The sequence below is a fragment of the Propionimicrobium lymphophilum DSM 4903 genome, from assembly GCF_000423485.1.
In the GTDB taxonomy this organism is placed as follows: domain Bacteria; phylum Actinomycetota; class Actinomycetes; order Propionibacteriales; family Propionibacteriaceae; genus Propionimicrobium; species Propionimicrobium lymphophilum.
Genome location: NZ_KE384026.1, coordinates 267345 through 292825 on the forward strand (window position 1 = coordinate 267345; position 25481 = coordinate 292825).

General features: G+C 51.1%; 22 protein-coding genes and 1 tRNA gene. 15 read left to right on the forward strand and 8 right to left on the reverse strand.

Annotation, left to right across the window (positions count from 1 at the left end; genetic code table 11):
* Positions 1-28: 28 nt before the first annotated feature.
* Genes fmt through G556_RS0108735 form a run of 3 tightly spaced genes read left to right on the forward strand, consistent with a single transcriptional unit; the run spans position 29 to position 3203 of the window.
* Complete coding sequence (gene fmt / locus G556_RS0108725; RefSeq protein ID WP_028822498.1) at positions 29-955, forward strand: methionyl-tRNA formyltransferase; 927 nt, start codon at positions 29-31, stop codon at positions 953-955.
* Positions 939-2300, forward strand: coding sequence for an RsmB/NOP family class I SAM-dependent RNA methyltransferase (locus G556_RS0108730; protein WP_028822499.1), 1362 nt, complete (start codon positions 939-941; stop codon positions 2298-2300). The genes fmt and G556_RS0108730 overlap by 17 nt, the downstream gene beginning before the upstream one ends.
* A gap of 33 nt (positions 2301-2333) precedes the next feature.
* Complete coding sequence (locus tag G556_RS0108735) at positions 2334-3203, forward strand: PAC2 family protein (protein WP_036916260.1); 870 nt, start codon at positions 2334-2336, stop codon at positions 3201-3203.
* 5 nt (positions 3204-3208) lie between these two features.
* Here G556_RS0108735 and rpe read toward each other — a convergent pair whose 3' ends face one another.
* Complete coding sequence (rpe, locus tag G556_RS0108740) at positions 3209-3865, reverse strand: ribulose-phosphate 3-epimerase (RefSeq protein WP_028822501.1); 657 nt, start codon at positions 3863-3865, stop codon at positions 3209-3211.
* A gap of 62 nt (positions 3866-3927) precedes the next feature.
* Between rpe and metH the strand changes: the two genes are divergently transcribed.
* From metH to G556_RS0108770, 6 genes are all read left to right on the forward strand, one after another.
* Positions 3928-7395, forward strand: coding sequence for a methionine synthase (gene metH, locus G556_RS0108745; protein WP_028822502.1), 3468 nt, complete (start codon positions 3928-3930; stop codon positions 7393-7395).
* Between the two features lie 81 nt (positions 7396-7476).
* Positions 7477-8574: a prephenate dehydrogenase gene (locus tag G556_RS0108750; protein WP_028822503.1), complete on the forward strand. Its 1098-nt coding sequence runs from the start codon at positions 7477-7479 to the stop codon at positions 8572-8574.
* Positions 8567-9229, forward strand: coding sequence for a (d)CMP kinase (gene cmk, locus G556_RS0108755; RefSeq protein ID WP_028822504.1), 663 nt, complete (start codon positions 8567-8569; stop codon positions 9227-9229). Before G556_RS0108750 ends, cmk begins: the two co-directional genes overlap by 8 nt.
* Positions 9230-9271: 42 nt before the next feature.
* On the forward strand, positions 9272-10597 hold the full coding sequence (gene der / locus G556_RS0108760) for a ribosome biogenesis GTPase Der (protein ID WP_028822505.1): 1326 nt from the start codon (positions 9272-9274) through the stop codon (positions 10595-10597).
* Between the two features lie 62 nt (positions 10598-10659).
* A tRNA-Pro gene (locus G556_RS0108765) sits at positions 10660-10733 on the forward strand.
* A 223-nt stretch (positions 10734-10956) separates the two neighbouring features.
* Complete coding sequence (locus tag G556_RS0108770) at positions 10957-11751, forward strand: class I SAM-dependent methyltransferase (RefSeq protein ID WP_028822506.1); 795 nt, start codon at positions 10957-10959, stop codon at positions 11749-11751.
* A gap of 25 nt (positions 11752-11776) precedes the next feature.
* Here G556_RS0108770 and G556_RS0108775 read toward each other — a convergent pair whose 3' ends face one another.
* From G556_RS0108775 to G556_RS0108795, 5 genes are all read right to left on the reverse strand, one after another.
* Positions 11777-13021, reverse strand: a complete 1245-nt coding sequence (locus G556_RS0108775; protein WP_051176833.1) for an Nramp family divalent metal transporter — start codon at positions 13019-13021, stop codon at positions 11777-11779.
* A 395-nt stretch (positions 13022-13416) separates the two neighbouring features.
* Positions 13417-14733, reverse strand: a complete 1317-nt coding sequence (locus G556_RS10785; protein WP_036916261.1) for an amino acid permease — start codon at positions 14731-14733, stop codon at positions 13417-13419.
* A 148-nt stretch (positions 14734-14881) separates the two neighbouring features.
* The gene (gene aspA / locus G556_RS0108785) at positions 14882-16327 is read right to left on the reverse strand and encodes an aspartate ammonia-lyase (RefSeq protein WP_028822508.1); all 1446 of its coding nucleotides are present in this window, start codon (positions 16325-16327) and stop codon (positions 14882-14884) included.
* Between the two features lie 85 nt (positions 16328-16412).
* Positions 16413-17084 (reverse strand): metal-dependent transcriptional regulator, encoded by a 672-nt coding sequence (locus tag G556_RS0108790; protein WP_028822509.1) that lies wholly within the window; start codon positions 17082-17084, stop codon positions 16413-16415.
* Between the two features lie 78 nt (positions 17085-17162).
* Positions 17163-17657 (reverse strand): O-acetyl-ADP-ribose deacetylase, encoded by a 495-nt coding sequence (locus G556_RS0108795; RefSeq protein WP_028822510.1) that lies wholly within the window; start codon positions 17655-17657, stop codon positions 17163-17165.
* Between the two features lie 78 nt (positions 17658-17735).
* On the opposite strand from G556_RS0108795, the gene G556_RS0108800 reads away from it, so the two are divergent.
* From G556_RS0108800 to G556_RS10790, 5 genes are read left to right on the forward strand one after another with little or no spacing between them, the layout of a single operon-like run.
* Positions 17736-19280, forward strand: a complete 1545-nt coding sequence (locus G556_RS0108800; protein ID WP_051176816.1) for an MFS transporter — start codon at positions 17736-17738, stop codon at positions 19278-19280.
* Positions 19281-19290: 10 nt separating this feature from the next.
* A complete protein-coding gene (metX, locus tag G556_RS0108805; RefSeq protein WP_028822512.1) occupies positions 19291-20484 on the forward strand; it encodes a homoserine O-acetyltransferase MetX in 1194 nt (397 codons plus the stop codon).
* On the forward strand, positions 20472-21077 hold the full coding sequence (gene metW / locus G556_RS0108810) for a methionine biosynthesis protein MetW (protein WP_028822513.1): 606 nt from the start codon (positions 20472-20474) through the stop codon (positions 21075-21077). Before metX ends, metW begins: the two co-directional genes overlap by 13 nt.
* 2 nt (positions 21078-21079) lie before the next feature.
* The gene (lnt, locus tag G556_RS0108815) at positions 21080-22618 is read left to right on the forward strand and encodes an apolipoprotein N-acyltransferase (protein ID WP_155941793.1); all 1539 of its coding nucleotides are present in this window, start codon (positions 21080-21082) and stop codon (positions 22616-22618) included.
* On the forward strand, positions 22611-23363 hold the full coding sequence (locus G556_RS10790; protein ID WP_036916263.1) for a polyprenol monophosphomannose synthase: 753 nt from the start codon (positions 22611-22613) through the stop codon (positions 23361-23363). The genes lnt and G556_RS10790 overlap by 8 nt, the downstream gene beginning before the upstream one ends.
* A 52-nt stretch (positions 23364-23415) precedes the next feature.
* Here G556_RS10790 and G556_RS0108825 read toward each other — a convergent pair whose 3' ends face one another.
* Complete coding sequence (locus G556_RS0108825) at positions 23416-23754, reverse strand: RNA polymerase-binding protein RbpA (protein WP_016456141.1); 339 nt, start codon at positions 23752-23754, stop codon at positions 23416-23418.
* Between the two features lie 74 nt (positions 23755-23828).
* Entirely contained in the window at positions 23829-24635 is an 807-nt protein-coding gene (locus tag G556_RS0108830; RefSeq protein WP_028822515.1) for a glycerophosphodiester phosphodiesterase family protein, read from the reverse strand.
* 23 nt (positions 24636-24658) lie between these two features.
* Here G556_RS0108830 and pdxY point away from each other — a divergent pair, with 23 nt between their 5' ends.
* Complete coding sequence (gene pdxY, locus G556_RS0108835; RefSeq protein WP_028822516.1) at positions 24659-25480, forward strand: pyridoxal kinase; 822 nt, start codon at positions 24659-24661, stop codon at positions 25478-25480.
* The last annotated feature ends 1 nt before the right edge of the window (position 25481 follow it).

The following is a 25481-nucleotide window of genomic DNA, read 5'->3' on the forward strand; positions in this document are numbered from 1 at the left end:
TGCCTCGGCTAGGACTATCGTTGAATTGGTGAGGATAGTTTTTGCTGGCACCCCGTCGGTGGCCGTCCCAAGTTTAGCTGCGCTGGCTAAGGCCGGCCACGAAATAGCGGCAGTTGTCACTCGTCCAGATGCCCCAACAGGCCGTGGGAAGAAGCTCACCGCCTCTCCCGTTGCCGAGATGGCGGAAGAAATGGGCGTAGACGTCATTAAGATCGACCGTTCAAGTCCAGAGTTTGTTAAAAAATTGCGTGCACTCAAACCGGATGTTTGCCCGGTTGTTGCTTTTGGCGCGTTACTACCTCAAGAGGTTTTAGACATCCCCAAATACGGGTGGATCAATCTGCACTTTTCTAAGCTCCCAGCTTGGAGGGGGGCGGCTCCTGTACAGAGAGCTTTGATGGCAGGAGAAACAGAAATTGGGGCAACAACATTCAGGCTAGTTAAGCAGCTAGACGCAGGCCCGGTTTATCGTCAAATATCGCATCACGTTGGTCCGCTGGATGTCGCCGGCGACGTGCTTAAGGCACTTTCTATCAGTGGAGCAAGCCTTATGGTCCGGACTATCGATGAAATCGCCGCAGGAAAGGAACCAAAGCCTCAGCCGCCGGGGGAAACGTCCTACGCAAAGAAGATCAGCTCTTCTGAAGTGAGAATCGATTGGAAGCGGCCTGCAGCTGAAATCTGCAATATAGTCCGCGGAGCTAGCCCTGCCCCCGGAGCTTGGTGCGAGCTGAATGGCGCTCGCTTTAAGATTCTACTGGCTAGCCCCGATGAGGCACCTGTCCAGCTTGAGCCAGGACAGATGTTTGCTGACCGAAAGCATCTTTGGGTGGGCGCTAAGGATGGCGAGTTGGAGTTGTTGAATGTGCAGGCTGCCGGCAAGAAGCCGATGAGCGGCGCTGACTGGGCTCGTGGTATACCCAAGGATGAACTGGAAAATGTCAGGCTCGTATAGATCTCGACACCGTCGGATAGATTTGCCTCGGCGTGTCGCCTACGAGGTTCTCGAGGAGATTAACGCAGACGGTGCTTACGCAAACCTGGCCTTAAACAAAAGGCTTTCGAGCAGTGGGCTAAGCGGCAAGGATGCGGCGTTCGTCACCGAGTTGGTGGCTGGCACTTGTCGTATGCAAGGCACGTACGACGAGATAATCGAGTTCGTAAGCGGTAGAGATCTTTACGATCTGCAGCCCGAAGTGGTCGATATCCTTCGCCTAGCTTGTCACCAGGCGTTCAAGATGCGCACGCCATCGCACGCTACAGTCGCAACTTCCGTCGACCTAGCAGGCATCGTTGTTGGTGAGCGAGTTACTGGCTTAGTCAACGCAATTGTTCGTAAGCTTTGTCGAGTCTCTTTTGCTGAGGTCGTAGCAGAAATATCCCAGGACTTTGATGATCTTGATTCGCTAGGTTTCAAACACGCTCATCCAAGATGGATTGTAGATTCGCTACTTTCGGCATTGGGCGAAGAGCCAGACCTTGAGGAGCTAGAGAATTGGCTTGAGGCCGATAACGAGCCAACTATTCCCATGCTTGTAGCTAGGCCCGGTTTGTGCGAAAGAGAAGATCTTTCTGGCGCTAGCCCCGCTAGGTATTCTCCTTGGGCGGCAAGCAGACCGGGTAACCCTAGCGAGCTTTCTCTCGTAAGAAGCGGCAAGGCTGCGGTGCAAGACGAAGGTAGTCAATTAGTTGTTCTTGCCGCCTCCCGAGCAGCTAACGCTTCGGGAGTCTGGCTAGATATGTGCTCAGGACCAGGTGGTAAATCCGCCTTGCTTAGGGGCTTGGCGCCTAAAACGCTGGTTTCAGCAGAATTACACGAGCATCGCGCTGGCCTAGTTCGCTCTGCGTTGCGGGCGTACAAAGACCGTTGGCAAGTAATCGTCGCAGACGGCCGTTATCCGGCATGGAAACCTGCCGCCTTCTCTTTGGTCTTAGCCGATGTTCCTTGCACGGGCCTTGGCGCATTACGCAGAAGACCCGAGGCACGCTGGAGACGCACAAGGGAAGATCTGGTGGAGCTGGCCCCTCTTCAGAAACAATTACTCGAAACCGCTCTTAGCTCAGTATCTCCGGGCGGGGTAGTGGCGTACGTAACCTGCTCTCCACATCCGCAGGAGACCGTAGAAATAGTAAGCAACCTTCCCGAAGGCTACGAGCTTCTCGATGCTCCAGATTTATTACCAGAGGTTCCCGAAGCTAAAAGCAGGCTGAATTCCAAATGCATCCAGCTCTTCCCGCACATTCACGGAACAGATGCTATGTTCGCTGCACTGATCCGTAGGCTAGACGAAGAGTCGTAACCAGCTTGGTGTGTTTGCATAGAATTGAAAATCATGGCGTTGAAATTTGGTTTTGACGATCTCGACTCGTTGGGGTTGCGCTCTCCTGCGCTCATCGCTGCATTTAGTGGCTGGAACGATGCAGCGGAGGCAGCTAGCGACGTTCTCAATCATTTATCTGAGACCTACAAGGATACTTCCACGATTTGTCAGATTGATGGCGAGGATTTCTACGATTACCAAGTTAACCGCCCTAAGGTCGTGCGTGGTCCGGAAGGTGCCGCAACGATTTGGCCCGAAACAACTTTTCAGCTTGTTCGTACCCCGTTCAGGGATTTAATTCTTCTCGGTGGGCCGGAGCCAAACTTCAAATGGAAAACGTTCCTGAAGCAAGTGATGGAGAAAGTCGAGAGCTTGCATCCAAGCCAGGCAGTCATACTGGGAGCCATGCTCACGGATTCGCCGCATTCAAGGCCGTTGCCTGTTCGCGTCTACAGTGATGACGCGGCTCTGCGAGATCGTCTTCGCTGTGAGGAGCCTACCTATGAGGGCCCAACGGGTATCCCAGGCATTTTACGTAGTAGCTTGCAGGCGGCTGGTATCCCTACCGTTTCGATGTGGGTATCTGTTCCGCATTATGTCGCTACGTCACCGAACCCCAAAGCGACTTTGGCTTTGATTCGCAAGATTTCTGACGCGCTAGACATTTGTCTAGGCGAAGCTGAGTTGCCTAAAAAAGCAGTCCAGTGGGAAAGAAACGTTGAGATTGCCGCCGGCAGCGACCCAGACATTAGGGAATACGTGGATCGCTTGGAAGATCTTAAAGATACTGAAGACCTCAAAGAAAACACCGGCGACGAAATCGCCGATGAACTAGAACGGTTTTTGCGCCACCGCGACCAAAACGGCCACGGTGGCGACTAAAAGAATTACTTAACTGCTTCTTCTGCCTTCTGGCGCAGGTCGTTTACCATCTTGTCTGGGTCGTCTGCCTTGTAGATGGCGGATCCAGCTACGAAGGTATCTGCGCCCGCTTCAGCGCAACGCTCGATCGTTTCGAGCGAAACTCCGCCGTCGACCTGGATCCAGATTTCTTTACCTGCTGCCTCTACCAACTTTCGAGTTCGGCGAATCTTGGGGAGAACCAGATCTAAGAACTTTTGGCCTCCGAATCCTGGTTCAACTGTCATGAGCAGGATCATGTCTAGTTCGTTGATCATGTCAGCATACGGTTCGATGGGAGTGGCGGGCTTCAACGCCATCGAAACTCGGGCTCCCTCTTTTCTGATTTCCCGAGCCAACCTAATCGGGGCGTTTGAAGCCTCAACGTGAAAAGTGACTGATTCACAGCCCGCCTCAGCGAAAGCCGGAGCCCAGGTGTCCGGATTATCAATCATTAGGTGAATATCCATGGGCAGGTCGGTGTGATCCCTCAGCGCCTCAACCACTGGCAGCCCCAGGGTCATGTTAGGAACGAAGTGGTTATCCATCACGTCAACGTGAACGCCATCAGCGCTAGGAATGCGGGCAACCTCGCCGGCAATGTTAGCTAGATCTGCATTTAGAATGCTGGGTGTAATACGCATGTGTTAACTCTAATGCCAAACGCATTAGTAAGCCCCTTGGGCGGCCAACTAGTCTAGTTGGCGTGCATTTATCTGATGTTTTATTCAGCAAAGTTCTGCTAGCCGATGGAGCGATGGGGACGATGCTGCAAGCTGCAGACATCAAATCTGAGGATTTTGAAGGACTTGAGGGCTGCAATGAGGTGCTTAACCGCACCCGACCCGATGTAGTTAAGGACATTCATCGTGCCTATTTCGAGGCAGGAAGCGATCTGGTTGAGACCAACTCCTTCGGCACGAACTTGGCTGCACTCGCCGAATATGGAATCGAAGACCAGATAGACGATCTGGCATTTCGTGCGGCGAAACTAGCCAGAGAAACAGCTGACGAATTCTCGACGGAGCAGTGGCCGAGATTCGTTTTGGGTAGTGTCGGGCCTGGCACTAAGTTGCCTACGCTTGGACAAATCGATTTCGCTGATATGCGTGACGCTTATTACACGCAGATATCTGCGATGATTCGCGGTGGTATCGACGCGGTCCAGATCGAGACCGCGCAGGATCTTCTTCAGGCTAAGGCAGCTGTCATCGCAGCTAAACGCGCTAGGTCGGACGCAAACATTGACCTCCCAATTTTTGTTTCCGTAACAGTCGAGACCACTGGAACTATGCTTCTTGGATCTGAGATTGGTGCCGCACTATGCGCTCTCGAGCCGCTTGGCGTCGACATTCTCGGATTGAACTGTGCTACTGGGCCCACAGAGATGAGGGAATATCTTCGCTACCTATCTAGAAACTCGAAGATGGGTGTTTCTGCAATGCCTAACGCGGGTCTTCCACAGTTGACATCACAAGGAGCGGTATACGATCTTACTCCCGATCAGCTGGCGAAAGCCCTTAGCGAATTTATTGCCGAAGACGGTTTGTGCCTGGTCGGTGGATGCTGCGGCACCACACCCGAGCACATTCGAATGGTTCGTGAGGCCATTGGTGATAACCACCCGTTAAAAGACCGAGTAGTAAAGAAAATGAACTCGGTTTCATCTCTTTACTCTGACGTTCCGCTTAAGCAGGATACTAGCTACCTCACAATTGGCGAGCGTACGAATGCCAACGGTTCGAAGGCGTTTAGAGAGGCGATGCTGGAGGGCAATTGGGACGAGTGCCTCGACATCGCCAGGGGACAGCTGCGTCAGGGGGCGCACGTTCTTGACCTGTGCGTCGACTACGTGGGTCGCGATGGATCGCAAGATATGTCTTACGCTGCAGCCAGATTCGCCACGTCCGTCACACTGCCGTTGATGCTGGACTCCACCGAGCCCGCAGTAATTGAAGCGGGGCTGAATAAACTTGCTGGACGATGCATCGTAAACTCTGTTAACTACGAAGACGGCGATGGCCCGGATTCTCGTTTTAACAAAATAATGAAGCTGGTCAGCGAACACGGTTCAGCCGTGGTTGCGCTGACCATTGATGAAAACGGTCAGGCGAGAACCGCAGACCATAAGGTCGAGGTTGCAGAGCGACTGATTAAAGATCTGACGGAAAACTGGGGGATGGATGAGGGAGATATCCTTGTCGACTGCCTTACATTCCCGATTGCGACAGGTGCCGACGAAACCCGTCGCGATGGCATCGAAACCATCGAGGCCATTCGGCGGCTAAAAGAATCTCATCCGCGAGTAGGCACTACTCTTGGCCTTTCAAACATCAGCTTCGGTCTGAACCCCGCTGCCCGAGTCGTGCTGAATAGTGTGTTTTTAGATGAATGCGTCAAAGCAGGGCTGGATTCTGCGATCGTTTCCGTCGCAAAAATTATGCCGTTAGATCAGATCGAGCCGCGTCAGGTCGAAGTGGCATTAGACCTCATATATGACCGACGCAAAGATGGTTACGATCCTCTAAGCGAGATGCTGACGCTATTCGAGAACGTCTCTAAGGCAGACGTTAAAGCTGGGCGTGAAGCAAAGCTGAGCTCCATGCCGCTGAACGAACGGCTTGGGCAGAGAATCATCGATGGTAACGATAAGGGTCTCGAAGATGACCTCGACCTTGCCATGAAAGAAAAAGAACCCATTGAAATCATCAATGAGGACCTTCTTTCGGGCATGAAAACCGTTGGTGAATTATTCGGCGCAGGAAAGATGCAGCTTCCATTCGTGCTAGCGGCAGCTGAAACCATGAAGAGAGCTGTAGCGTATCTTGAACCGCACATGACATCGGACGAGCAGGCGACCTCGAAGGGAACGCTTGTCCTAGCAACGGTTAAAGGCGATGTACACGACATTGGTAAAAACCTTGTTGACATCATCGTAAGCAATAACGGATACACCGTAGTCAATTTAGGCATTAAGCAACCTATTTCCTCAATCGTCGAGGCCGCTGAAAAGCACCACGCAGATGCAATCGGCATGAGTGGATTGCTCGTTAAGTCGACAATGGTGATGCGAGACAATCTAGAAGAGTTGAATGTTAGAGGCCTTTCTAAGTATCCGGTGATTCTTGGAGGAGCAGCGCTGACTCGAACGTTCGTTGACGAAGATCTGACCGCTTTGTACAAGGGCACTGTTAAGTACGCCAAGGACGCGTTTGAGGGTCTGACTCTGATGAACACCATCATGGACATCAAGGCTGGAAAACCTGGTGCGGAGCTGCCCGAGCCTAGGAAACGGCGAGTGAAAAAGGTAGCTAAGAAGAATACCGAGCATTCAACCGAACGCTCAGAGGTAGCCCGCGGTGTCCCTGTCCCTGAACCTCCGTTCTATGGAAATCGTGTTCTAAAAGGGATGACGCTTTCAGACGTTGTCGAATGGCTTGACGAGAAGGCAACGCTCATGGGCCGCTGGGGCCTGCGAGGAACCAGAGACGGGATGACCTATGAACAGCTAGCTCAGAGTGAGGGGCGGCCTCGGCTCAGGGGACTTTTGGAAACTCTGCAGTCAGAAAAGCTTCTCGACTTCGGCGTCGTATACGGCTATTACCCGTGTTTTTCAGAGGGCGAAGATCTGATCGTTTGCGATCCAGATACCAAGAATGAACTTTTCACTTGGACATTTCCTCGCCAGAACGGTAATCGCAGATTGTGCATTCCAGATTTCTTTCGCGATAGGCAGGAAGCTGAAAAGCAAGGTCTAGACGTAATCGGTCTTCAGATAGTTACCATCGGAAGCAAGGCCAGCGAAAAGACGGCCGAGATGTACGCAAAAAATGAGTACCGCGCATATCTGGAGATGCATGGACTTTCCTGTCAGCTTGCAGAAGCACTTGCCGAATGGGCTCACCATCGGATCCGTCAGGAACTAGGCATTGCTGGTGAGGACGGGGAAATCGAAGCCCAGGTAGCTAAGCAGGCTTATCAGGGAAGCCGATATAGCTTCGGCTATGGCGCATGCCCAGATTTGCATATGCGAAGGCAAATCGTCGATGCGCTAGACGCCGAGCGAATTGGTGTTCACCTATCTGAGGAGTACCAGCTGGATCCTGAACAATCCACAGATGCATTTGTTGTGCACCACAAAGAGGCTAAGTATTTCTCCACTATGAAGGACTGATCGGAGGTTCTGACAGCCGTTTGTCCCACTTGCCCGGACGTGAAAACCTCCGTCAGGGCTTGCGACTAAGCTTTGATCACGATGGATACGAAAGAATTATCTGAACCGAGCTTCGCGGAAATTTCGCCGACCGTAATTGTCGGCGCCGGTTTAATCGGAGCTTCGATAGGTTGCGCTTTGATGTCGAGGGGTGTGAAGGTTCACCTCCGTGATTCCTCAACGGCTAATGCGCAGATCGCTGCAGCTCGCGGTGCAGGAGTTTTGGAGAGACCGGTTCAAGATGAAGTTCGACTGGTCGTGGTGGCTACACCTCCACAGGATGTTTCAGAGGTTGTTCGTATCTCTCTTAAAGAATTCCCAAATGCCGTAGTGACGGATGTAGCGTCCATCAAAAAGCAAATTGAAAAAGAGCTTGATGGCAGCACAGACCAAGAGCGTTACATCGGCTCGCATCCAATGGCAGGATCCGCTCATACTGGGCCGCTGACCGCAACGTCCGATCTTTTTGAAGATCGTACGTGGGTAGTCACGGCTTCCTATGACAACCCCGATTGGGTAGTGAGACGCGCTTTCATGCTTGGCACCGCTGCAGGCGCACGCACGGTTACTCGCAGCGCGACGGAACACGATCGTGCGGTTGCCGAAATCAGTCATGTTCCTCAAATAATGAGTTCTTTGACAGCGGCTCGCCTCACCGACGTTCCCTCAGAAGATTTGCAATTGGCAGGCCAGGGAGTCAGAGATGTTACGCGGATCGCTGGCTCGGACCCAGAACTTTGGTCACAAATTATCGCTGCCAATACAGAAGAGATTCGAAATCAGTTGATTAAGGTGCAAAAAGACCTGTCGAGGCTCATCGAGAATCTGGACGATCCTCGGATCGTCACAGACTTGCTTTCACGTGGTCGTCAGGGCAGGAAGGCTCTTCCTGCTAGGGCTGGCAAGTCTCCTGATCAGTTGGTCACTGTCACGGCAGAGATTCCTGATAAGCCTGGTGCAATGGCTAACATGTTTAGAGTTGCTGAAGAGGTCGGAGTGAACATCGAAGACATTTCGATGGAGCACGATGTACACAGGAACTTTGGTTTCTTAAGGATCCAGGTAGCAATCGAGCAAGCCGATATCTTGCGCTCTGCTCTGCGCCAGCATTGGGAAGAAGGCAGACTTTCTTATGAATAATTTGGTTATTGCCATGGATGGGCCAAGCGGCTCGGGAAAATCTTCAACTTCTAAGGGCGTAGCCGAAAAACTAGGGCTTGATTACTTGGACACCGGTTCGATGTACCGTGCGTTCACTCTGTACGGTCTCGAAAATAACGTCGAAGCTGATGATGAAAAGCAGGTTCAGGAGGCGATTGAGAAAATCGTTCTCGAGCTCATCACTGATCCGAAAGATTTCAGAGTTCGGCTAAACGGTAAAGACGTGACGGCTAAGCTCCATTCACCCGATATTTCGGGGTCAGTTTCAAAATATGCCCGCATCCAGCCCATTCGTGACTTTTTGACTGCCCAGATGCGTGAGATCATCAAGAACTCCGGCAGGATTGTAGTGGAGGGTAGGGACATTACGACTGTCGTGGCTCCCGATGCTCAGTTGCGTGTTCTTCTTGTCGCGGATCCGCAGAAACGGGTGGCTAGGCGTGCGGCCCAGGTTGCTGAGGCAGCTGATCTAGAGACCGTCACTGAGCAGGTGATCGGGCGCGACGAAGCTGACTCGAAGGTGAATGAGTTTATAAAACCGGCACCTGGCGTTGAGCTTCTAGACAATTCTGACCTCAGCCTCCAAGAAGTAATCGAAAAGGTTATTTCTCTGGTTCCCGGAGATTTGCTCTAAATTTCTTTGTTCAGCTTTGGACATGTCGGCTAGCCTGAATAGGTGAGTGAAAATGTTCCTAGCCGTCCGGTAGTTGCTGTCGTTGGTCGCCCTAACGTCGGCAAATCGACTCTTGTCAACCGAATTCTTGGCAGGCGCGAAGCTGTGGTCCAAGATACCCCGGGTGTGACTCGTGACAGGGTCAGCTACGACGCTAACTGGAACGGCCGTGATTTCATATTGGTTGATACCGGTGGCTGGGCCCAGGACGCAACAGGAATGGCTGCCCGCATCTCTGAGCAAGCGGAAATCGCTATTTCGCTTGCCGATGCAGTTCTTTTTGTCGTGGATGCCACGGTCGGCATCACCGATGACGACGAAGCAGTCGTAAAAATTCTTCGCAGGTCGAAAAAGCCAGTTGTATTGGCAGCGAACAAGGTTGATGACTCCAGGGGAGAGGCGGATGCGCTTTCACTATGGAATCTTGGTTTGGGGCAGCCATGGCCAGTGAGCGCTTTCCACGGCAGGGGTAGCGGCGACTTACTTGATGCACTTGTCGAGATACTTCCAGAACAGAGCGAGCATGAAGAAGAAATTGGCGGGCCTCGCAGGGTAGCCATCGTAGGTAAACCAAATGTCGGTAAGAGTTCGCTGTTGAACAAACTTGCTGGGCAGCATCGCTCTGTCGTGAGTGACGTATCCGGAACGACCGTAGACCCCGTTGACGAACTAGTAGATATCGACGGCACCCCATACCGTTTAATCGATACGGCTGGTATTCGCAAACGCGTTAAAGAGGCTTCCGGGAGCGAGTATTACGCCTTTCTTAGGACGCAAGCAGCCATCGAACGTGCGGAATGCTGCATTGTGGTTATTGACGGCAGCCAGCCCGTGACTGAGCAAGATCTTAAGATTTTGTCCAGCGTCGAGGAATCTGGCCGTTCTCTAGTTCTTGCCTTCAACAAATGGGACATTACTGATGGGGAGCGACGCTTCTATTTAGATCGGGAAATCGAGCGCGACCTGAATGCGTGGTCATGGGCTCCCCAGGTCAACATCTCTGCTCTAACAGGTAGGGGTGTGCAGCGACTCAGCAAGGCAATCGAAAAGTCTCTTGAGGGCTGGGACACTCGCGTATCGACTGGTCAACTCAATTCTTTCCTAGGTCGAGTGGTTGCCGCTCATCCTCACCCTGTTCGTGGTGGAAAGCAACCGAGAATCCTTTTCGCGACACAGCCAATGAGCCGACCGCCTTCGTTTGTTTTGTTTACCACCGGAGACATGGACGCGAGCTATGTTCGCTTCGTGGAGCGCAGGCTAAGAGAAGAGTTTGGCTTTGAGGGGAGCCCTGTACCCATCAGCGTGCGGCCTAGGGCTAAGCGTAAGTAGTTCGCTTTGTAAAAAGCGTATTGGATACGCTATTCTTCTTTCTTGGGTCACAAATGACCCGGCGGGCTGTGGCGCAGCTTGGTAGCGCACTTGACTGGGGGTCAAGGGGTCGCAGGTTCAAATCCTGTCAGCCCGACAAGGCATAATGCCTAGTCAGAAGCGGTTTTGAAACCTCTAATTCATCTTTTGAAACGTTAACAAAACGTTAGAGAAACTAGATTCTCTAAATTTTTTGTGCTTGCGATTTTTTGCAGCTATATAGTTCGCCGGCTTTAGAAGGCACTCGGAAATAGGAAACGAGCACGTTAAACTTATTGCTTAACCTGGAACTTCAGATTTATTTGTTGGTGATTTAGGCAATGACAAAAATCGTTGATTTCGGGCGTCTTTGGAAAGAAGACCTTGCGGCAGACAAAAATCGTAGAGTCGCCGAGCCCGATGATCTTCGTTTCTGGGCAAAAAACTCGTCAGGCTACAATCAGCGCGCAGGCAATCCTGCTGAGCATGTAAACACTCTTGCGTATCTTCGAACCGTCATCAAACCGGGAACTAGCGTCTTAGACATCGGCACAGGTACGGGGAGGATAGCTCTCGACCTTGCAGAACACGGTTGTAAAGTTACGGCGCTTGATGCATCTATTGACATGCTTGAAGCAGCTGAGGCCGAAGCTAAACTACAAGGGCTGAAAATAGAATTCGTACATTCTTCTTGGCCGATAAGGCTAGAAAAGAGTTTTGAATACACCGTAGCTTCGTGGTCGCTATATAGGCAGAGGGATCTTTTAGGGGCTTTAAGAGCGATGGTCGAGCAGACCAGAAGCATCGCTTTCGCTATTGACACCACGGGCGCACCGAACGTTTTGGACGAAGCTATCGCTATCTCTCAAGGCAAAGAGCCCGAACCTACTCAGGCTAGAACTCTGCTGTTAGCCGGCGGATTTGCCCAATTAGGAATTCCAGTGGGAATCGAACTAATTACCGAAAAGCGAAAGGTTACAGCCAATCAGCTAGCAACGCTTTTGAAAGATTCCCAGAAACTTCTATCTGATCGAGCAAAAGAATACCTGGATAGAAATGCGCAGATTACACAAGAAGGCTGGCTATACCCAAGGACCAGGGGAGTGGTATACGCAAAAATACCAAGACGAAACTAGGCACTTTGAACTAATTCTTCCGGCCTCAAGCGTCCACGCCTAGAAAAGTCAGCAAAATAAGTGCGGCGTTCAAAGCTACGATCAAAAACACAATCACATTCATCGCCCACTTGGTTCCGTTGCTATCTGCGGTCGTGCCCATAAGTTCTTTGTTCCGCGTGTAAGCAGCAAGAGGAATGATAGCTAGCGGGATGCCGAAGGAGAGCGCGACTTGGGAAATAACCAATGCCCAGGTCGGGTTTGGATATAGCCAAAGAATAAGTAACGCAGGTATCAGAGTGACAATGCGTCGAAGAAAAATCGGAACCCTGACGTGAAGAAGCCCGTCCATGATCTCGGAACCCGCGTAGGAGCCAACTGATGTGGAGGCGAGTCCGGAAGCAAGAAGACCGATCGCGAAAATCACTCCAATAACAGGGCCGAGGGTTGATTCAATTGCGTGATGCGCACCCTCAATCGAGTCAGTTCCAGTCTGGCCATAAAGCGCCGATGCCGCTAATAGCAGCAATGCAATGTTAACCGCCCCAGCTATTATCAGCGCATAAACAACGTCATGACGACTAGCTCGGAGAAGATGAGGCAAGTCTTGCTTTGCACGTCTCGAAAAACGATGGTTAACCAGAGATGAGTGTAGATAAATCGCGTGCGGCATCACGGTGGCTCCCAGCATGGACGCCGCAATCAAAACCGTTTCAGTGCCCTGGAATCTAGGCACGAGACCGCCGAGCATGCCCAACGGATCCGGAGGCTTAATAAAAAGTCCAGCAACAAAACCAAGTGTGATTATCGCCAATAAAGCGATAACTATCGCCTCGAATTGGCGCTGGCGTTTTTCGTTTTGAAAGATAAGGAGCGTAAGAGATACTCCGCCTACGATGGCACCGCCCACGAGAAGTGGAAGATCAAATAGTAGCTGGAGGGCTATCGCTCCTCCGATGACTTCAGCCAGATCGGTGGCGGCAGCAATTATTTCTGCCTGAATCCAAAACGAGATCCTGCTTTTCTTAGACAGTCTCTGCCCCAACAGCTGGGGGAGCGACATGCCAGTAACCAACCCAAGCTTCGCGCTTTGATATTGAATCAAAACAGCCATAGCGTTTGCCAATACCAAAACCCACACCAATAGGTATGCGTATCTGGCTCCAGCAGTAATATTTGCTGCAACATTTCCCGGATCGACGTATGCGACCGCTGCCACAAAGGCAGGGCCCAACATTGGGCCCACGCTCTTCTTGACAGCGGTCTTTGCGTCCGGGGAGACATCTTCCATTAGTAGCCTCATAGATTTAGTTAGATGATTCAAAAAATAAAGTTCGGCAAATCGAAAGTATAAGACCATAGTCTTTTTATTCAAGAATCACTATTTAAAATCGAAGCTATTTGGCTCCAGATCTCCTTACTAGTTTGGCGAGCTCCTCACTCCAAAAGACAGTCGATGCCATAGCTATCGACGCCCAGAGCCCGCTTGTTCGAGAAGAATCCAACCAGTCGCACTGATCCAACGCGCCTCTGCTTCTTCGCTGGATAATCTTTACTCAAGATTGATATTGAACTCGGCGGCAAGATCACCCATACTGAAAAGTGTCGGTTGAGTCATATCAACCCTAAGGGATCAAAAAGTAGGAACGCCGAAAAGACCTTCCCAATCAGGATCGTTGGAAAACTTTAGTTTTTCAGCTTTCGTCTTGTCTTTATCTCATAAGAGACCAGAAGTATCAGGAGCCATACTGGTCCGACGATCACCGCCATCCGATAACCCTCCGACATCGCCATCAGAACAACGATCAAGCCGAGAAATGCCAGTACGCCAAACGTAGTAAACAGTCCACCCGGCAGCTTGAACGTCAGCTTGCTGGCCGCCTCTGGGCCAATCCGCTTGCGAAACTTAGCCTGGGTAATCATGATCATCGACCAGTTAATGATGCCTGCGATCACCGCCACTGACATCATGTACTTGAACGCGAACTCTGGCCACTGGAATACCACGACCACCGCGATAACGGTGATCAGCGAGGACGTCAGCACGCCGGCCCAGGGAACACCATTGCGCGATAGCTTCGTCAGATACTTAGGCGCGTTGCCCTGCGAAGCCAGCGAGTAAAGCATCCTGCCATTGGAGTAGAGGCCGGAGTTGTAGACGCTGAGCACCGCAGTGATGACCACGAAGTTGAGGATGTGCGCGGCCCCGCCGATACCGACGTTGTCGAAGATCTGCACGAACGGGCTCATCTTGCCGTCGATGGTTCGCCAGGGGATGACCGCCATGATGATCGTGATGGCACCGATGTAGAAAATCAGGATTCTCCAGATCACGCCGTTGATGGCCTTTGGTAGCGAACGCTTAGGGTCAACCGCCTCGCCGGCGGTGATGCCGATCAGCTCCAAACCGCCAAACGAGAACATGACCGGGGGCAGCGCAGCGATGAGTCCGACAAGGCCAAACGGGGCAAACCCGCAGTCTGCAATCAGGTTGCTGAACGATGGGGGAGAAAGCTCCGGGTTGTTAGTGATGCCAAAAATAATCACGATCAAGCCGAGCACGATCATGCCGACAACGGCGATCACTTTGATGATCGCGAACCAGAACTCGAACTCACCGTAGGCACGAACGCCGATCAAGTTCGCGGTGGTAATCGCGACGATAAAGAACGCAGCCGAGGCCCAGTGCGGCACCTGGGGAAGCCAATAGTTGATGTACAGGCCGACCACACTGAGCTCGGCCATCGCGACCGCGATGTAATTGAACCAGTAGTTCCAGCCCGATACGAAACCGGCTCGCTGGCTCCAGTTTTGATAGGCGTAGTGGCTGAATGCACCCGAGTTCGGATCATCAACCGACATCTCGCCCATCGCACGGACTACCAGGTAGATCGCAGCGCCGCACAGCAGATAGGCGATCAGAACTACAGGGCCAGCTAGTTGAATCGAGTCAGCAGAGCCGTAGAAAAGTCCTGTTCCGATCGCACCGCCTAGGGCGATCATTTGAATATGTCGATTTTTTAGTCCTCGCTTTAGCGCAGACGGACTTTCTTTTTGCACAAGATCTCCAAAGTTAGACGTAATAGGTGGATTAGAAAATTTCACCTACGCCATCGAAACGGGTAAAAGCTCGTCAAAACCGATGCATTAATCAGCATTCGGGTAATCCTTTTTCATCGTCTTCGTAAGTCTTGCCAAAGTAGTGGTCCTTCTTGAGTGCATCCTCGCTCAGGAAAATATCGGCTTGCTCTTCTGTGATCAGGCCAAGTTCTATGGCAATCTCACGAACTGTTTTACCATTTTGAGCAGCAGTCTTACCGATCAAGTCTCCGTTTGCGTGCCCAATAACCTCGTTTAGATAGGTGACGATGCCAATTGAGCTCATCACTTGGTCGTAAGCATGCTTTTTGTTGGCAGTAATGCCCTCAATGCATTTTTTGCCGAGTGCTTCTACGGCTCGGGTCAGGAGACTGAGAGACTCGAACAGCGATTGTGCTATCACCGGCTCCATGACGTTGAGTTGAAGCTGGCCCGCCTCAGCGGCAATGGTGACAGTCACATCGTTGCCAATTACTTTGAAACAAACCTGATTGACCACTTCGGGAATGACAGGGTTAACTTTAGCGGGCATAATCGAAGAACCTGCTGCTCGCTCGGGCAAGTTTATCTCGTTTATGCCAGCCCGTGGACCGCTCGATAGCAACCTCAAATCGGAGCAGATCTTAGAAAGCTTCGTAGCGAAACGTTTGATGGCTGAGTGCATCAATACGTAGGAACCTGTGTCGGAGGTTGCTTCGATTAGATCGGGAGCGCTGGTAACTGGAAGACCGGTTACCTCTGCTAGTTTCTCAGCGGCTTTTTCCGCGAAACCTACAGGGGCATTAAGCCCTGTACCAATGGCGGTACCTCCGAGGTTCACGCTGAGCATGTTGTTTGCGCAGCGACGAACGATGTCGCTTTCCTCTCGAAGGTTGCTTGCGAACCCGTGGAATTCCTGGCCTATGGTCATGGGCACTGCGTCCTGAAGCTGGGTACGTCCCATCTTCAAAACATCTTTGAACTCTTCTGCCTTCTCGAGAATCAAAACATTTAACTTATCGATTTCTTCCGCAAGTTGTTGGGCTAGAGCATAGGCAGCAAGTTTAAGTCCAGTCGGGTATGCATCATTTGTGGACTGCGACTTATTGACATGGTCGTTGGGGTTAATGACGTCGTAACGGCCCTTCTCGAAACCAGCCTTCTCAAGGGCGAGGTTAGCGATGACCTCGTTGGTGTTCATATTGGTGGAGGTCCCGGCACCACCCTGGAACAAGTCGCTAGGGAACTGATCCATGGCCTTTCCGGTTTCGAGAATTTCGTCGCAGGCGCTAATTATCGCTTGAGCGATGTCGTGGGGGAGGACCTTTAGTTCCTCGTTGGCCATAGCGCAAGCTTTTTTAACCTGTACCATGCCTCTGATGAACTCGGGAACATCGGAAATGGTTCTCCCAGAAATCTGATAGTTCTCGATTGCTCGGACCGTGTGTACTCCGTAGTAAGCATCCGCAGGTACCTCAATTGTGCCCAGCAGATCAGTTTCGCTACGAGTATCAGCCATTTTCGACTCCCTAATCAGAAAAAGCTTCATCCATCATGGTAACCAGCCGCGAAACAAGATAATAACTATCTCAATGGGCAAGTAATTAATTAATTTTGCTTACCCACAAATAGTTAGCAGCTTTTTCACTCAACTCGACTTTCCTGCCGTCCTTGAATAGCAGATCGAATGAACCGCTGTAAGGGTTAGTCTCTAAAAGCTCGAAGCTTGATAGAACATCTATCCCGTTTGAATCCAGGTATCTGAGCAGTCCGGGATCGAAGTCGCTGATTCTCTCGACCCGGTACGAACCTGTCTTGGCTTCACAAAGGGGTAATGCGTCAGGCTTATTTATCTTTCCAGTCGAAGACGGAATCGGATCACCATGGGGATCGCGCGTCGGGTGACCAAGCTTTTCGTCCATTTTCTCTATTAAGAAGTCACTAACCGCGTGTTCCAGTTTCTCGGCTTCGGCATCTACCTGATCCCACTGATATCCGAGCTCTTCAACTAGGTACAGCTCTAATATTCTGTGTCTGCGAACCATAGCAAGGGCGTTCTTGGTTCCCTCATTAGTAAGCTCAATCGCCCCGTACGGATTGTGCGCTACGAGCCCAGCCTCCGCCAGTTTTTTGATCGCATCTGAAGCTGTAGATTTCGCTACCGCGACTCTTCTAGACAGCGCAGTCAGCGTTACTGGCTTGTCAGCCCACTCTTGAAGCGACCAAATAGCTTTTAGATAATCTTGAGTCGCTACAGTTAACTCCGAAACTGACATGGCAATAGCCTACCGAGCGTTTTAGAGTGCCTATTTCCTTTAGCAGGAGAAGATTTTCTTCAATCGAGCCACGGTTTTCTAAACCAGTTTTTCAAGAAGTGCAAACGTCTTTTCATCGAAGGCGACGAAGAGTATTTCTTCAACATTAGTTTCGGTGTCGTGGCAGGAGTCTACGGCACATCTTGCCGCATCTTCTTTAGGCCAACCGTAGACACCTGCGCTAATTAGCGGGAAGGCTATCGTGGCAACTGCTAGTTCGTCCGCAATGTTCAATGAACGCTTGTAGCAAGATTCTAGGAGCTCTCGATCGGTCTGACCTGCTCGATAATTTGGGCCAACCGTGTGAATGACCCACTGGCAAGGCAGCTTACCTGCGACCGTATATCCTGCGTCTCCGGTTGCAAGTCCGTTGGGGAATCGAGCTATGCAGTCTTTGAGAATTTCCGGACCGCCAGCGCGATGAATTGCTCCATCGACGCCGCCTCCGCCGCGCATCGAATTGTTTGCGGCGTTCACGATTGCATCGACATGCTGTTTTGTTATATCCCCTAGGACAACTTTCAGCTTGGCCATAGCCAAAACGGTAGTAGCTTTCGGCGATTCAAGAGTGTTAGACATCTATTTTTTTGTATTGCCGTTACGCTCGAAAACATGACTAGTCCTGCGTCTCCCATAGAAGAGCAAGATAACAAGCATTTTGCTCGACGCTGGCTCGCCTTAGGCGTGCTCAGCTTGGCTCTTTTTATGGCGAGCCTGGACAACACGATCCTCAATGTTGCTTTGCCAACGCTAGCTAAAGAGCTTCAGGCAAGCACAGGGCAGCTTCAATGGACGGTTGATTCTTACCAAGTCACTTTTGCCGGACTTTTGCTCGTGGCAGGAGCATTCGTAGATCGCTGGGGCAGGACTAAGACATTCTTAACGGGTGCCGGTGTTTTCGGTTTATTTTCATTGCTTGCAGGCTTAGCCCCCAACGTTGAGCTGCTAATCGTATTCAGGGCACTAATGGGCATAGGAGCAGCGCTTCTTACTCCTTCCACCCTGGCGTTGGTATCTGCGATATTCCACGAGCCGAAAGAGCGTACTCTCGCATTCGCTATTTGGTCTGGCGCAAACGCTGCCGGGGGAGCCGCTGGTCCACTGCTATCCGGCATTCTTTTAGAACATTTCTCTTGGGGCTCCATTTTCTTTATCAACGTTCCTGTGGCCTTGATAATCGTGATCGCCGGGCCATTCGTGCTGCAGCATTTCAAACCTGATAGCAGCTTGAAGGGGATAGACATCGTTGGCGCCTTACTGTCGACTATCGCTCTTGCGCTTGTTTGCTGGACTGTTATTTCCGCGCCAGGATTTGGGCTGTTTTCGGCTCCGATCATTATTTCTGCAATTTTCGGATTAGCTTTGATGATCGGCTTCGTTTCTTGGGAAGCTAACTTCTCGGAACCGATTCTGGATCTATCGTTGTTCAAAAATCGAAGGTTTTCCGTCGCGGTTTCGGTCGCTGGCCTTGTCACAGGTGGGGGATCAGCGGCGCTTTTCATCCTGACTCAATACCTGCAATTCAACTTGGCATACGATCCTCTTGAATCGGGAATCAGGATCTTGCCCGTAGCAGTGGCTCTAGGAATAGGAGTGTTCTCAGCGCCGAAACTAATTTCATCGCTGAAGCTGAAAAACACTGTTTTAATTGGTCTGGTATTTGTAGCGTCCGGTTTCTTCTGGATGAGCTTCGTCACTGTTGAATCCACTTATTCACACATGCTGATCGGTGCGCTAGCGTTCGGTATCGGTGCTGGATTGCTCAACCCTGCAGCAACCCAGGCCGTTATGGACGCTCTACCGCAATGGGCATCGGGCGTTGGTTCTGCGACCAACAGTTCGCTGATGCAGGTTGGTAGCGCGATGGGCGTCGCTTTCGGTGGCGCACTGCTTTCAACCAGGTATCAAAACACCGTGGCGAACAGTTCTATCTTTGAGCAACTTGGCGAATGGAAACAAGCCGTGCTGGACTCATACGCCGGTGCCGTCAACGCAGCAGATCATTTCACTGGTCCGCTTGGGGAGAAAATAATTTACCTCGCCAAAGCAGGATTCGTTGAAGGTATGAGCTGGGCGCTAATCGGTTGTGGAGCTGCGGTGACGGTTTCTGCCATAGCAGTAGCTGTCTTGTACCCTTCAGATAAGAAATCAAAATAAATTAGTGACGATGCTGAGTGAAGAAAAACAAAAACTAAATGAGCGGCTTCGGATATCTGGTGTCCAGAAGGTAAAGCTGTTCGATGCCGATAACCCACTAATTTTGGAAGGTGGGGAACGGCTGAATGAAGTTGAGATCGCTTACGAAACCTATGGCGAACTGAACGAAAACCGAGACAACGCCGTATATATTTGCCACGCATTGACGGGTGAAGCTCACGCTGCGGGTTGGCAAGATGGCGACAAGCATGCGGGCTGGTGGAATACCCTGATAGGCCCTGGTAAAGCGATCGACACAGATCGCTGGTTTGTCATCTGTTCCAATCTTTTAGGCGGATGCCAGGGCAGCACTGGCCCAAGTTCTATCAACCCAGATACCGGAAATCCCTGGGGGCTCGATTTCCCGCTACTAGACATGCGGGACTTCGTTAAGGCCCACAGGGCATTGCTGAAACATCTGGGCATCGAACGTCTCCACGCGGCGGTAGGCGGGTCTCTCGGCGGAATGCAGGTATTGGCTTGGGCGCTGGATTATCCCGAAGAAATGAGCAACGCCGTGCTCGCTGCCACGTCCAGCAGACTCACAGCTCAAAACATCGCTTTTTCTGCCGTAGGCCGCGAAGCGATTATGCGCGACGAAAATTTCGACGACGGGGAGTTTGTTTCGCACGGTAAGAATCCAGATGTCGGTCTGGCCATCGCTAGGATGATGGCGCACATCACCTACACTTCGGAAGTAGGATTCCAAGAAAAGTTCGGCAGGCGTCCTCAGTTCGAAGACCGCGAGCCAGGGTTCGGAATCGACTTTGCCGTCGAAAGCTACCTGGATTACCAGGGCACTTCGTTTCTGACTCGTTTTGATGCGCTCAGCTATCTATATCTGACTCGCGTAATGGATTATTTCGATCCCTTCAGCGATTCGAAGGCGACCAAAAAATTGCACGCTAGCCCAGTAAATTTCTTGGTTCTAAGCTTCAGCACAGACTGGCGTTTCAGCACGCAGCAGAGCCTGTGGATAGTTCAAAAATTGCTAGGCGCGCAGGTCCCCGTAAACTTCCGAGAAATCGCTTCGCCCTGGGGCCACGATTCATTCTTGCTTGATATCAAGCCTTATTTGAGCACCGTCAAGGCTTTCGTAGAGGCTGATCACGGCTCCACATCACAGTGGGAAGATAGGAATCGAGGTGCAAAATGTCGCGCGTGAGGAACGATCTCTACCAGGTCGCTAACCGGATTCCGCTCGGGTCCCACGTCCTCGACTTGGGCTGCGGGGAAGGGGAATTACTGCGTTGGCTATTCACGAATAGGGCCTGCAGCGGTACTGGCGTCGAGCACGAGCCCGGCTCCGTACTTAAGGCGATGGAATCTGGGGTTCCGGTGCTGGACCTCGATATTGATACGCAGCTGGATCTGTTTGCCCCGGATTCATACGACTATGTGGTCTTAAGCCGAACTCTGCAGGCGATACGTAGACCTGATATCGCACTGAAGCAGATGCGAAAGATCGCTCCTCGTTTGATCGTCACCATGCCTAATTTCGGTTTTTGGCGTAACCGCACAAGGCTGCTGAGTGGTCACATGCCTCAGTCTAAGGATCTTCCGTTCAATTGGTACGAAACCCCTAACCTTCACCACTCAACTTTGGTGGACATGCCCCCTCTATTCGAAGTGGCCCACTTGAGAGTAGCAGGGCGAGTACCACTTGCAGAAAGCGGAAAGATTCTTCCCTTAGGTAGCGTTTTCCCGAATCTGCGTGCTGGTTCTGCGATATACGTTCTCGAGCGAATCGGCTCTTGATCGTGAGAACCTTGAGAGTGCTCGTAACTGCCTTATTTGGGTTTTGTTTCGGGCTAATCGCAAGTCTTGGTTTCGTCCCATTCGGCATCTGGCCGATGACGATAGCCGGGCTCGCTGCTTTCATGGTTTTTACTATTCGTTGTTCTGGCCGCATGAGCGCTCTAGCAGGCTATTCCTTCGGGATAGGCCTATTCGGTGTGACGGTTTCTTACGTATCTGTCATGGGTATATGGATAGGCGTGGCGCTCGTGGCGGTGCTAAGCCTCTACACAGCGATTTACGGCATAGTCCAAAACAAGATTCAACGCTTTAAGATATGGCCACTGCTGGTGCCGGCAGCTTGGGTCGCGATGGAATTCTGCTGGTCGCGCTTCCCGCTCGGTGGATTCGGCTGGGTTCGATTAGCTTTCACCTCGCCTGATCAACCCATTGGCGGTCTTCTCTGGCTGCTAGCTGCCTCAGGGATCGGCTATCTGATCGCTTTTTGCGCCTCTTGTCTGGCTGCGATGGTTTCTAAGCTAGCCCTGGGAAAGCACCGGTCTGTCCTTTGGCTTATTCCGGTATCAGCTATCTTCGTTGCTGGTGTGATAGGCCAAACGTTCATTCCCTCTAAGGACGGGGAACAGCAGGTATCTGTAGGGATGGTCCAGGGCGACGTAGCTGGTTCTGCTGGCCCAAGGGCTCTTGGATACGCAAGATCCGTAACCAACAATCATTTTTCCGAGACCGTTTTGTTGCTGGCGAAAGCACGTTCCGAGAACATCCCAATAGACTTTATTTTGTGGCCTGAGAACTCTTCTGACCACGATCCAACAGTCGACGTTAAAACCGAACAGATGGTTCAAAAGACCATCGAGCTGGGTCAGAGTCCTCTTTTCATGGGTGCCGTGATGGAGGGCCCCGGAGAAGACGAGAGGCAAACCACGAGCCTCTGGTATGACGCTGACGGGGCCATAATCGGCAGGCACGACAAGAGAAACGCTGTTCCATTCGGCGAGTACACGCCGTTTAAAGACTTGGTGTTCAAGTTGGTTCCGATGGCCAAAATGGTTGGTAGACAAACTGTCGAAGGCTCCCAGCCAGGAGTCCTAGACGTTTTTATAAACGAAAAACCGCTAAAAGTCGGAACGATCATTTGTTTCGAGCTCGCATTCGATGACACCATCTACGATCTAGCAAAAAACGACGCACAGCTGATTGTCGTTCAATCGAACAATTCGACATACACAGGCACTTTTCAACCAAAGCAGCAGTTTCAAATAACCAGGGTTAGGGCAATGGAACTGGCACAGCCAATCGTCGTGTCTACTACCAGTTCGTTCTCTGGACATATAGACGAGCATGGCCGGGTCATCGATCGAACCGAAGAGGCAACATCAGCTTCAAGAATTTATAAGGTTCCGATTGGAACGGTGAAGACTCCTGCGGTTTACGTAGGAAAAGTAGTCGATTACCTATGCCTAACTGTGACTTTGCTGTCTATTGGGGCAACAGTGGTAAAAAGGCGTCCTCGTCATACTAAAATCAATTTTCATGACTGACTGTGCCGATGAATTAAAAAGCGTATTGGTTATTATCCCTACCTACAATGAGGCCGAAAATATCGAGGCCATCATAGCTAGGCTGCGTTCAGCTGTGCCGAGTGCGCATGCCCTCATCGCTGATGACAATTCTCCCGATGGCACAGGCCAGATCGCTGATCGGCTAGCCTCCGAGGACGAGAATGTCCACGTAATGCACAGGAAATCCAAAGACGGATTAAGTGCTGCCTACATCGCTGGTTTTAAGTGGGCTCTGGGTCACGACTACGACGTGATCGTCGAAATGGATGCCGACGGCTCACACCAGCCCGAGCTGCTTTCGAACATTCTGGAGGCGCTCAAAGACGCAGACATGGTCAAAGGTTCGCGGTGGGTTAAGGGCGGCTCTACTTTCCAGACAAAGTCCAGGGAATTACTTAGTCGGGCTGCAAATATTTGGGTCCAGATGGCCATGGATCTGCCAGTCAGAGACTCTACAGGTGGATACAACGCCTTCAGGTCAAGCATCCTGCGCAAAATCGATTTGGACTCGATTGAGTCCAAGGGCTATACCTTCCAGGTCGACATGACTCGTCGCGTTATAGCTGCTGGGGGCAAGGTGTCAGAGGTGCCTATCTATTTCCCCGATCGCGAATTTGGAGACTCCAAGATGAGCGGAAACATCATCCTAGAGGCACTAATAAAAACCGCTGGTTGGGGCGCTAAACGCCGCTGGAATCAGCTAACTCATCTATTTAACAAATAAAATGAGTACAAATATTGGCCACAGTTCAGGTTTGAACCTGTGGCCAATATTTTTAATAGTGGAATTCGTTTCGGACCGCTTCAAGACGTTCTTGGAGCAGTTCTTCTAGCTCAGGGATGCTTCTGCGTTCCCGTAGCATGTCCCAGTGAGTACGAACAGGTTTCGTCTTCTTCTCTTCGGGTTTAGTGCCATCCGTGCGTAAGGCAATTTCGCCGCAGCGGGGGCATTCCCATTCTGCGGGGAGGTCGGCCTCTACTGAAAAAGTAATCTCAAATTCGTGGTCGTTCTTGCATATAAAACCAAGCACCTGTCGGCTGGCGAACTCAACGCCCTCTTCGTCTTCGAAACTCTTAGCGCCCAAACCCATTCCGCGTAATGCGCGATCTGACATCCGTCCTGCCTCCTAATAAAAACATCCGTCAAGTCATTTAACGCCGTAGAACGGCTTTTTCTTCCATATCTTGCCTAGGCGCGCCAAACGCCCTTTTCAATTGCGATTTGTTTCAACAAATCTGGCCTATCGGAAATAATTCCATTAACGCCTAAATCAATCAGCTTCCTAATCATATCTGCATCGTTGATCGTCCAGACGTGGACCATCTTGTTAGCCCTCTTGGCTGTTTCTACGAGCCTCTTGCTTGTGACCGTTATGTCCATTCCGGCCACGTACTGGCTTACCGGAACCTGGAAAGCCTCACCCTTAAAGCTTAGGAGCTTAGGCAAAATAGGCACGAAGCCGTTCCAGACAACAGCCAGCGTGCTAAACGAAGTCGCCACGTCAGGCATCAGCCTCTTGAACCTGTTGAGTCTTCGCTGGCTGAACGAAGCAACGCATACTCGGTTTCGGGCATTGTGCTTCTTAAGGGTCTCCGCTAGCGGCCAAATTGCTTGGGGAGCCTTTATGTCAATGTTGAACCTTGTCTTTGGGAAAGCCTCTAGAACTTCATCTAGGGTCGGAATCTGGTCGATTCCCGCTATCTTTGCCTTTCTCACTTCTCTGAATGGAAGCTTTGCGACAAACCCATGACGGTCAGTGACGCGATCAAGACGATCATCGTGAAAAGCGATAAGTTTCCCGTCTCTGGTGGCATGAACATCGGTTTCCAGATATTTAAAACCTAGTTCTACTGCGGCGTTGAAGGCGAACAGAGAATTCTCTCTATCTTTATCAGCGGGATCCACATATCCACCCCGATGCGCCATAGCTACAAAGGATTCAAAGAATGCCATGTAAACAACTTTAGCCGCAGCTACCGTATGTTCCCTCGTCATCTACAGGCAGCTAAAATTTAGTCATGATCCTCTCCGTCCAATCGCTTGTTTCATACGGACACGCAGGCAATTCATCCGCAGTCTTCCCGTTACAGCGGCTCGGATTTGAGGTGATTCAGATCCCAACAGTGGTTTTTTCTAATGACACCTCTTACCCAAGCGTCCATGGCATGGTTCTAGATGCCGCCCAAATCACTGACATAGTTTCGGGACTCGACGAGATAGGTGTTTTAGCATCGGTGAACGCAGTATTGTCTGGTTACCTTGGAACAGCGGAGATGGGTAATGCCGTATTAGAAACGATAGAAAAAGTACACAGGTATAACCCGAAAGCATTTCTTTGCGTTGACCCTGTGATGGGGGATCTAGACACAGGTTTCTATTGCAAGTCCGAGGTCAAAGACTTTTTCTGCCGGAATGTAGAAAAGTTCAATGTCCTGACTCCAAATTTATTTGAGCTTGGCACCATGACGAACACCAAACCGCAGTCTGTATCCGAAGTGGTTAATGCAGCTAGATCTCTTCTGGCGCTCGGGCCAGAGGCGGTCGTAGTAACTTCTGCTGGCGGAACTAAAGACGCAAGAATGATCGCGGTAGATGCGAGCGGCCAGTGGATGGTTAGCACTCCCAAGCTAAACAGAAAGTTTTCTGGTTGCGGGGACGTAACTACTGCGATTCTTTTAGCACGATTGCAAAACGGCGACGATCTATCTGCAGCGCTTTCCCATACCGCTTCAGCTGTATATGGGATACTCCGGAACACTTCGGGCCGACAGTTGGCTTTGGTTCAGGCTCAGAACGAAATAGTGGCCCCGAGCATACGCTTCGAGGCCACTGCGATTTAGT